Source organism: Clostridium sp. UBA5119, assembly GCF_002414285.1.
GTDB classification, from domain to species: Bacteria; Bacillota; Clostridia; order Clostridiales; family Clostridiaceae; genus Clostridium_J; species Clostridium_J sulfidigenes.
Genome location: NZ_DHYX01000029.1, coordinates 1 through 6725, shown reverse-complemented (window position 1 = coordinate 6725; position 6725 = coordinate 1). Strand labels below are relative to the sequence as shown.

The following is a 6725-nucleotide window of genomic DNA, read 5'->3' as shown; positions in this document are numbered from 1 at the left end:
ACCAGCAGAAAAACCAGCAGATAAGCCGACAGAAAAACCAGTAGAAAAGCCAGCAGAAAAACCTGCTGAAAAGCCAACAGATAAACCTGCAGGTAACTAAAATTATGATAAAGAAATGGAATAGAAAATAAAGATATTTATTCTTCAATAATCAATACCCTATAGATAGACAAGATATCCGTCTATACTGTAGGGTATTTTATCATAGTAAATATTTAACTGAACTTAAATAATTGATTATAATATAATGTTAATAAAAGTATATTGTGTATAATAGCATAAGAAAAAATTTCATGACCTATTATATTAATAGGAAATATTATATATGTAAATAATATTAATTATAAATATTAATTATATAGGTATGATAAGAAGGGAGAAAAATTAAATGAATTATTTTGAAGAATTTACAAAGCATCTTTTAGAAGATGAGAAGCCATCCATATATTTTAATAACTTAGTAGAAAATAATGGTTATCCAGATATATATCCCTATAGCATGATTTTAAAGTTAAANNAAGATGTGGAGCAAAATCCTAAACATCACCCAGAAGGTAATGTTTGGATTCACACTATGATGGTTATAGACGAAGCTGCTAAAAGAAGAGATAGAAGCAAAGAACCAAAGGGATTTATGTGGGCAGCATTTTTACATGATATAGGTAAGTTAACTACTACAAAGTTAAGAAGAGGCTACCTCACTGCCTATGACCATGATAAAGTTGGAGCAAGAATGGCAGAAGAATTTTTAACCCATTTAAAACTTCATGAAGATAAAGGATTTTATGATTATGTAATAAATCTAGTTAGACTTCATATGCAGATTCTTTTCGTAGTAAAAAATAATGAGTTTGCAGATCTTAATAGAGTCGTTAAAAGTGGATACATTGAGGATATAGGACTTCTTGGAATATGTGATAGATTAGGGCGAGGGCCAAAGACGGAAGATGAAGTAAGAAAAGAAGAGAGAAATATTGAAATTTTCTTAGAAAGATGCCAAAATTATATTGATAAGAGAAAAAGAATGGCAGAGACATATAATTTGCCTGAGAAATAAGAAAGCTTAGGAAGGTAAGTATTTAATGAAGAAGAAGATATTGAATATACTTAGAAAAAGTAAGGATGAATATATTTCAGGGGAAAGACTTAGTGAAGAATTAGGAATTACTAGGGCTGGAATATGGAAGCATATAAAAAGTTTAAAGGAAGTAGGATACGTTATAGAATCAATTTCCAATAGAGGATATAAACTGGTAAGTACTCCGGATATTATAGATGGTGAAGAGATTTTACCTCTTCTTACAACTAAGTATATAGGGAGAAACTTCATTCATTTTCATGAAGTAGACTCTACTAATATTCAGTGCAGAAAAGAGTGTAGTAATAATCCTATAGAAGGAATGGTAGTTGCTGCAGAGGAACAAACTAGTGGGAAGGGGAGATTGGGTAGAAGCTGGATTTCACCTAAAGGAACGGGAATATGGATGTCCATAGTATTAAAACCAAATATATCTCCTATGATAGCACCTAGAGCTACTTTAATTGGTGCAGCGGCAGTTTATGCCGCTATAAAGGATATGGGCATTTCTGTAGGAATAAAGTGGCCTAACGATATAGTCATTAATGGCAAAAAGATATGTGGCATATTAACTGAGATGAATGCAGAAATAGAAAGAGTAAATTATGTAATCATGGGAATTGGTATAAATGTTAATATGGAATTATTTCCAGATGAGCTAAAGGAAAAAGCCACCTCCCTAAAAAATGAAATAGGAAATGAAGTTGATAGAAAAAAACTTGTAGCTAATATATTGAATAATTTGGAAGTGTTTTACGAAGACTTCAAAAATACAGGAGATATAAGTAGAGTTATAGAAATTTGTAGAGAAGGCTCATTACTTATAAATAAAGAGGTAAGAGTAATTAATGGAAATAATGAAGTCATATGTACTGTAATAGATATCGATGATGAAGGGGAATTAATAGTAAAACATAAAGATGGTACTATTAATAGAGTAATATCAGGAGAAGTATCTGTAAGGGGAATCTATGGATATATTTAAAGTAAAAAATATAATGTAAATTATTTATTTTAATATAAATTAAAAGGATTGAAGTCTATGTTTAATGGCTCAATCCTTTTACTCTATGGAATAATGGATTTTTTAGCTATTTAAAAAAGTTTACTGAAGCTGATATTGGACAATTTTTATTAAGTTCTAAAATTATATAAGAAAACCAAGGCTCTTTTCTTTTGCTAGTAGAAGAGCCAGGATTTAAATACATAGTTTTTCCTTTAGTAAAAATACAAGGTTTATGGCTATGACCATATATTATTATATCAAGCTTATCCTTCTTAAAAGTATCAACTACATTATCTATAGTTTGCTTTTTAGTACCATCCCCATGACAGATACCAATTTTATAGCCTTCTAAAGTTAATATGTGTTTTTCAGGAACTAAACTTCTTAAATTGGATTTATCATTATTTCCATAGACACCTATAAATTTTGATTTTTCCTTAATCATAGATATTACTTCAGGGGAGGTATAATCTCCTGCGTGAATTATTAAATCTACATCTTTTAACTTATCATCTAGTATATGTTTTAGCTTTGAATAATGTTTATTCATGTGAGTATCAGAAATAATTCCGATTTTCATTTTAAGTTTCACCTCCACTTAAAAAATATATATACATTATTAGTATAAGCATAAAATTTTATTTGTGTAGTTTATATTTAAATAGTTAATTGAAACTTTACTTGAAAAAGTAACACAAAGTAAAAATACTGATAAAATTAAAATGTTACTTAAAAAGTTAATGTAATCAATAATTATTATTCATTAAATAGTAGAAAAAACTCTTAAATTCGGGTATACTATAATTAAGATAAATTTATTATAAACATTGCATTATTGTAATAAAGTATGGCTTAATTATATTTAGTTTATGTATATAGTTAAGCAGGAATAACATAATAATATTTACTTAATTTCAAAATGTCATAGGAGTGATAAAATGAAAGATAGTATAATGAATATTATTAAGGACAAGACTTTAACTTATGAAATGAAAGTTTTAAATTTAGCTAGGGAGTCAGAAAATAGTTTAGATGTATTAAATAAATCTGACAAAACAAAAATGTATGAAAATGCAGGTGTTATANNGCACCCTATAGACCTAGATACATTGTACCTGACTATGAAAAGTTTATGAAAAATGGAAGTAAGTTTTTAAGCCTAACTCCTCCAGAGGATATATGGGATGCAGTAAATAATTTACTTATTCTATATAAGCATGTACCATCAGTTACATCTTTCCCAGTATATGTAGGTAATATTGATATTCTTTTAGATCCATATATAGAAGATGAAAAGGAAGCATATAAAGCAATTAAATTTTTCTTAAAGCATATAGACAGAACCATAACTGATTCATTCTGTCATGCTAATATTGGACCTAAGGATACTAAAGCAGGAAGAATAATTCTAGAAGTAGAGAGAGAACTTCAAAATGCTACTCCTAATATAACCTTAAAATACTCAAAGGAAACTAGTGAAGAATTTGCAGTTGAAGCGATAAAAACAGCTCTTACTTGCGCTAAGCCAAGCTTTGCTAACCATGAAATGTTTAGCTCAGAACTAGGAGAAAAGTATGGAATAGTAAGTTGCTATAATGGACTTAACCTTGGCGGTGGAAGTTATACATTAGTGAGAATGTTACTTTCAAAACTAGCTAAGATGGCGTATAATGAAGAACACTTTTTAAACACTGTATTACCAGATGCTGTAGAAGCAATGCTTGATTATATGGATAAGAGAGTTAAATTCATAGTAGAAGAAAGTAATTTCTTTGAGTCAAGTTTTCTTGTAAGAGAAGGTTTATTATCAAGAGATAGATTTACTGCTATGTTTGGATTAGTTGGCCTTGCGGAATGTGTAAATACACTTCTAGGAGCAACAGATGAAAAGGATAGATTTGGATATGGTGAAAGAGCTAACAAGCTAGGTGAAACTATTATAAATAAAATGTATAACATGGTTAATGCCCATGAAAATAAATATTGTGAAGTTACAGATAATCATTATCTACTTCATTCTCAAGTTGGAATTGATTCTGATACTGAAACAAGTCCAGGATGTAGAATTCCAATAGGAGAAGAGCCATCATTACCAGAACACTTGATTCAAAGTGCAGTATTCCACAAATACTTCCCATCTGGAATTGGCGATATATTTAAATTTGATGAAATGGCTAAGAAGAATCCAAAGTCAATTTTAGATATAATCAAAGGTGCCTTTGCACTAAATATGAGATATTTCTCCCTATACTGTGATGATTGTGACGTTATAAGAATTACAGGATATCTTGTTAAGCGTTCTGATATAGAAGCTTTAGATAGGGGAGAGCAAGTACTTCAAGATACAGTAGCCCTTGGATATGGAGCAGTTAAAAACTCCAAGATCCTTGAAAGAAAATTAAGAAGTTCTGATAAATAGAATTCTTGCATTAGAGTTGTTAGTCATAGGATAAAAAGGATTTTTATAATAAAGGCCGCTTCGATACAATTGTAGCAAAAGCTTATAGTATTGGGGCGGCTCTATGTTATCAGGAAATGAAAATATATGAGCACTGGGGGAAGAAGTATGAATAATAAGCAAGAAGCTATAGGTTATGTTAATAAAATAATACCTTTTAGTAATGTAGATGGAGAAGGCAATAGAATGGCCATATTTCTTCAAGGATGTAATTATAATTGTCTTTATTGTCATAATCCAGAAACTATAAATAGATGTATTAATTGTGGTGAATGTGTGCATGCCTGTGAATATGGAGCTCTATCAATGGTAGATGGTAAGGTTCAGTATGATATTGATAAATGCGTTAACTGTGATGCTTGTGTTGCTACTTGTAGGAAGAATAGTAGTCCTAAGATAACAAAAATAACTGCCTCGGAACTAATGATAAAAATTGAAAAGGTAAAGCTATTTATTTCAGGAATAACGGTTTCAGGAGGAGAATGTACTCTTCAAAGGGATTTCCTAAAGGAGCTATTTACAAAAGTAAAGAGTCTTGGTTTAACAACTTTTATAGACACTAATGGGTCTACTCCTATATATAAGGATAAAGAACTATTAGAAGTAACAGATAAAACTATGATAGATTTAAAAGCTTTTTATCCAGAAGAAAATAAGATGCTTACAGGTCACACTAATGAAACAGTAATAAAAAACATAAGAGAGCTTGGAAAACTTGATAAGATATACGAAATTAGAACAGTAGTAGTACCAGAAGTTCTTAAGAATAATCATACTGTTGACATGGGAAGTAAGCTATTAGCTGAAATTAATCCTAATATTCAATATAAGCTAATTAAATATAGACCTATGGGAGTAAGAAAGGAATTACTTGAGACTACAGTACCTACTAATGATTATATGAAGGAACTAGAATCTATAGCTAGAGCCAATGGATGCATAAATACCATAATAGTTTAAAGAATGGAAATTAAAAAACTAATCTATATAAAAGGGGAAAGCTACAATTCAACAATTTTGAATTGTAGCTTTTAAAGTATTTAATAATTTACTTTAGGGTCATATTTGTATTTAAGAAAGTATTTCAGCGATATTAACAGCATGGTCACCCACTCTTTCAAGGTTACTAATAAGATCTAAGAATATAGTACCTACAATTGCATCACATGAACCATTATTTAATCTTTTGATATGTGATATCTTTAAATCTTTTTCTAAAGTATCTATTTTTTCTTCTAAAGTCCTTACATCTAAAGCCTTTTTATCACTATAATCAGAGAAACATTCTATGCTATGCTCCAAAGCTTCTATGCAAATATTCACCATTACTTTAAGTTCTTCAATGGCATCTTTGGAAAACTTAACATTCTTAGAAAGCTTATCTTTAGCCAGGTCAGCAATATTTTCAGCATGATCTCCGATACGTTCTATATCATTAACTACATGGAAATATGAAGCTATAGTAGTTCTTTGCTCATCTCCAATATCAGAATTGGATAGTTTAACTAGATATCTAGTTATATCTGTTTCTAATAGATTTATTAAAGCTTCATTCTTATATACTTTGTTAATTGAATCTTCATTATTATCAGTAAAGCCCTTTAAGGCTGTTTCTATATTTTCCTTAGCTAAAGTACCCATCCTAATAATCTCATTAGTAACTTGACCAAAGGCTATAGTTGGAGTTTCTAAGAGTCTGTCATCTATATACTTAACTCCATCAACTTCTTTTTCATCTTCTCCTGGAAGTATGAAATTAACTAAAGTTACTAAGTATTTTGTAAATGGTAATATTAATATAGTGTTAATTACGTTAAATATAGTGTGGGCATTAGCAATTTGTTTTGCCACAACTACTCCAGTTACACCAGGGGTAAGAGTTGTTACTGTAGTTAATAGTAATTTAGAAACTGGTGGAATTATGAATATTATACTACCTATTACATTAAAGAATAAGTGAATTAATGCCGCTTTCTTAGCAGTCTTACTAGTTCCTAAACAGGATATTAGAGCAGTAACACAAGTACCGATATTAGTTCCATATAGCACTGGTATAGCTACATCAATTGGAAGACTTCCAACAGAAGCTAAGGCAACTAAAATTCCAGTAACTGCAGAGGAGCTTTGAATTATAGCAGTCATCCCTATTCCTAATAAAAGACTTAAGAATACATGTCCCTTTA

The 6725-nt window shown here is 29.9% G+C and carries 5 protein-coding genes and 1 pseudogene; 4 read left to right on the top strand and 2 right to left on the bottom strand.

Annotated elements, in window-relative coordinates; translation table 11 throughout:
* Positions 1 to 388 precede the first annotated feature (388 nt).
* Complete coding sequence (locus B2671_RS03490) at positions 389 to 1057, top strand: HDIG domain-containing metalloprotein (RefSeq protein WP_346869174.1); 669 nt, start codon at positions 389 to 391, stop codon at positions 1055 to 1057.
* A gap of 25 nt (positions 1058 to 1082) precedes the next feature.
* On the top strand, positions 1083 to 2063 hold the full coding sequence (locus B2671_RS03485; RefSeq protein ID WP_346869173.1) for a biotin--[acetyl-CoA-carboxylase] ligase: 981 nt from the start codon (positions 1083 to 1085) through the stop codon (positions 2061 to 2063).
* 106 nt (positions 2064 to 2169) lie between these two features.
* Here the strand turns inward: B2671_RS03485 and B2671_RS03480 are convergent, their stop codons facing one another.
* Positions 2170 to 2664 carry a metallophosphoesterase family protein gene (locus B2671_RS03480; protein WP_346869172.1) on the bottom strand — a complete coding sequence of 165 codons (495 nt, stop codon included), beginning with the start codon at positions 2662 to 2664 and terminating at the stop codon, positions 2170 to 2172.
* Positions 2665 to 3022: 358 nt separating this feature from the next.
* Here B2671_RS03480 and B2671_RS03475 point away from each other — a divergent pair.
* Both B2671_RS03475 and B2671_RS03470 read left to right on the top strand, forming a co-directional pair.
* Positions 3023 to 4503, top strand: a pseudogene (locus B2671_RS03475) (YjjI family glycine radical enzyme).
* A 147-nt stretch (positions 4504 to 4650) separates the two neighbouring features.
* Positions 4651 to 5502 (top strand): YjjW family glycine radical enzyme activase, encoded by an 852-nt coding sequence (locus B2671_RS03470; protein WP_346869171.1) that lies wholly within the window; start codon positions 4651 to 4653, stop codon positions 5500 to 5502.
* A 111-nt stretch (positions 5503 to 5613) separates the two neighbouring features.
* Here B2671_RS03470 and B2671_RS03465 read toward each other — a convergent pair.
* Positions 5614 to 6725, bottom strand: a 1112-nt coding sequence (locus B2671_RS03465; RefSeq protein ID WP_346869170.1) for a Na/Pi symporter, incomplete at its 5' end; no start/stop codon positions are given.

What these genes read in the sequence shown, in the direction of transcription:
- B2671_RS03485 (WP_346869173.1), top strand. Translation starts at nt 1,083, where the DNA reads ATGAAGAAGAAGATATTGAATATACTTAGAAAAAGTAAGGATGAATAT.
- B2671_RS03480 (WP_346869172.1), bottom strand. Translation starts at nt 2,664, where the DNA reads ATGAAAATCGGAATTATTTCTGATACTCACATGAATAAACATTATTCA.
- B2671_RS03470 (WP_346869171.1), top strand. Translation starts at nt 4,651, where the DNA reads ATGAATAATAAGCAAGAAGCTATAGGTTATGTTAATAAAATAATACCT.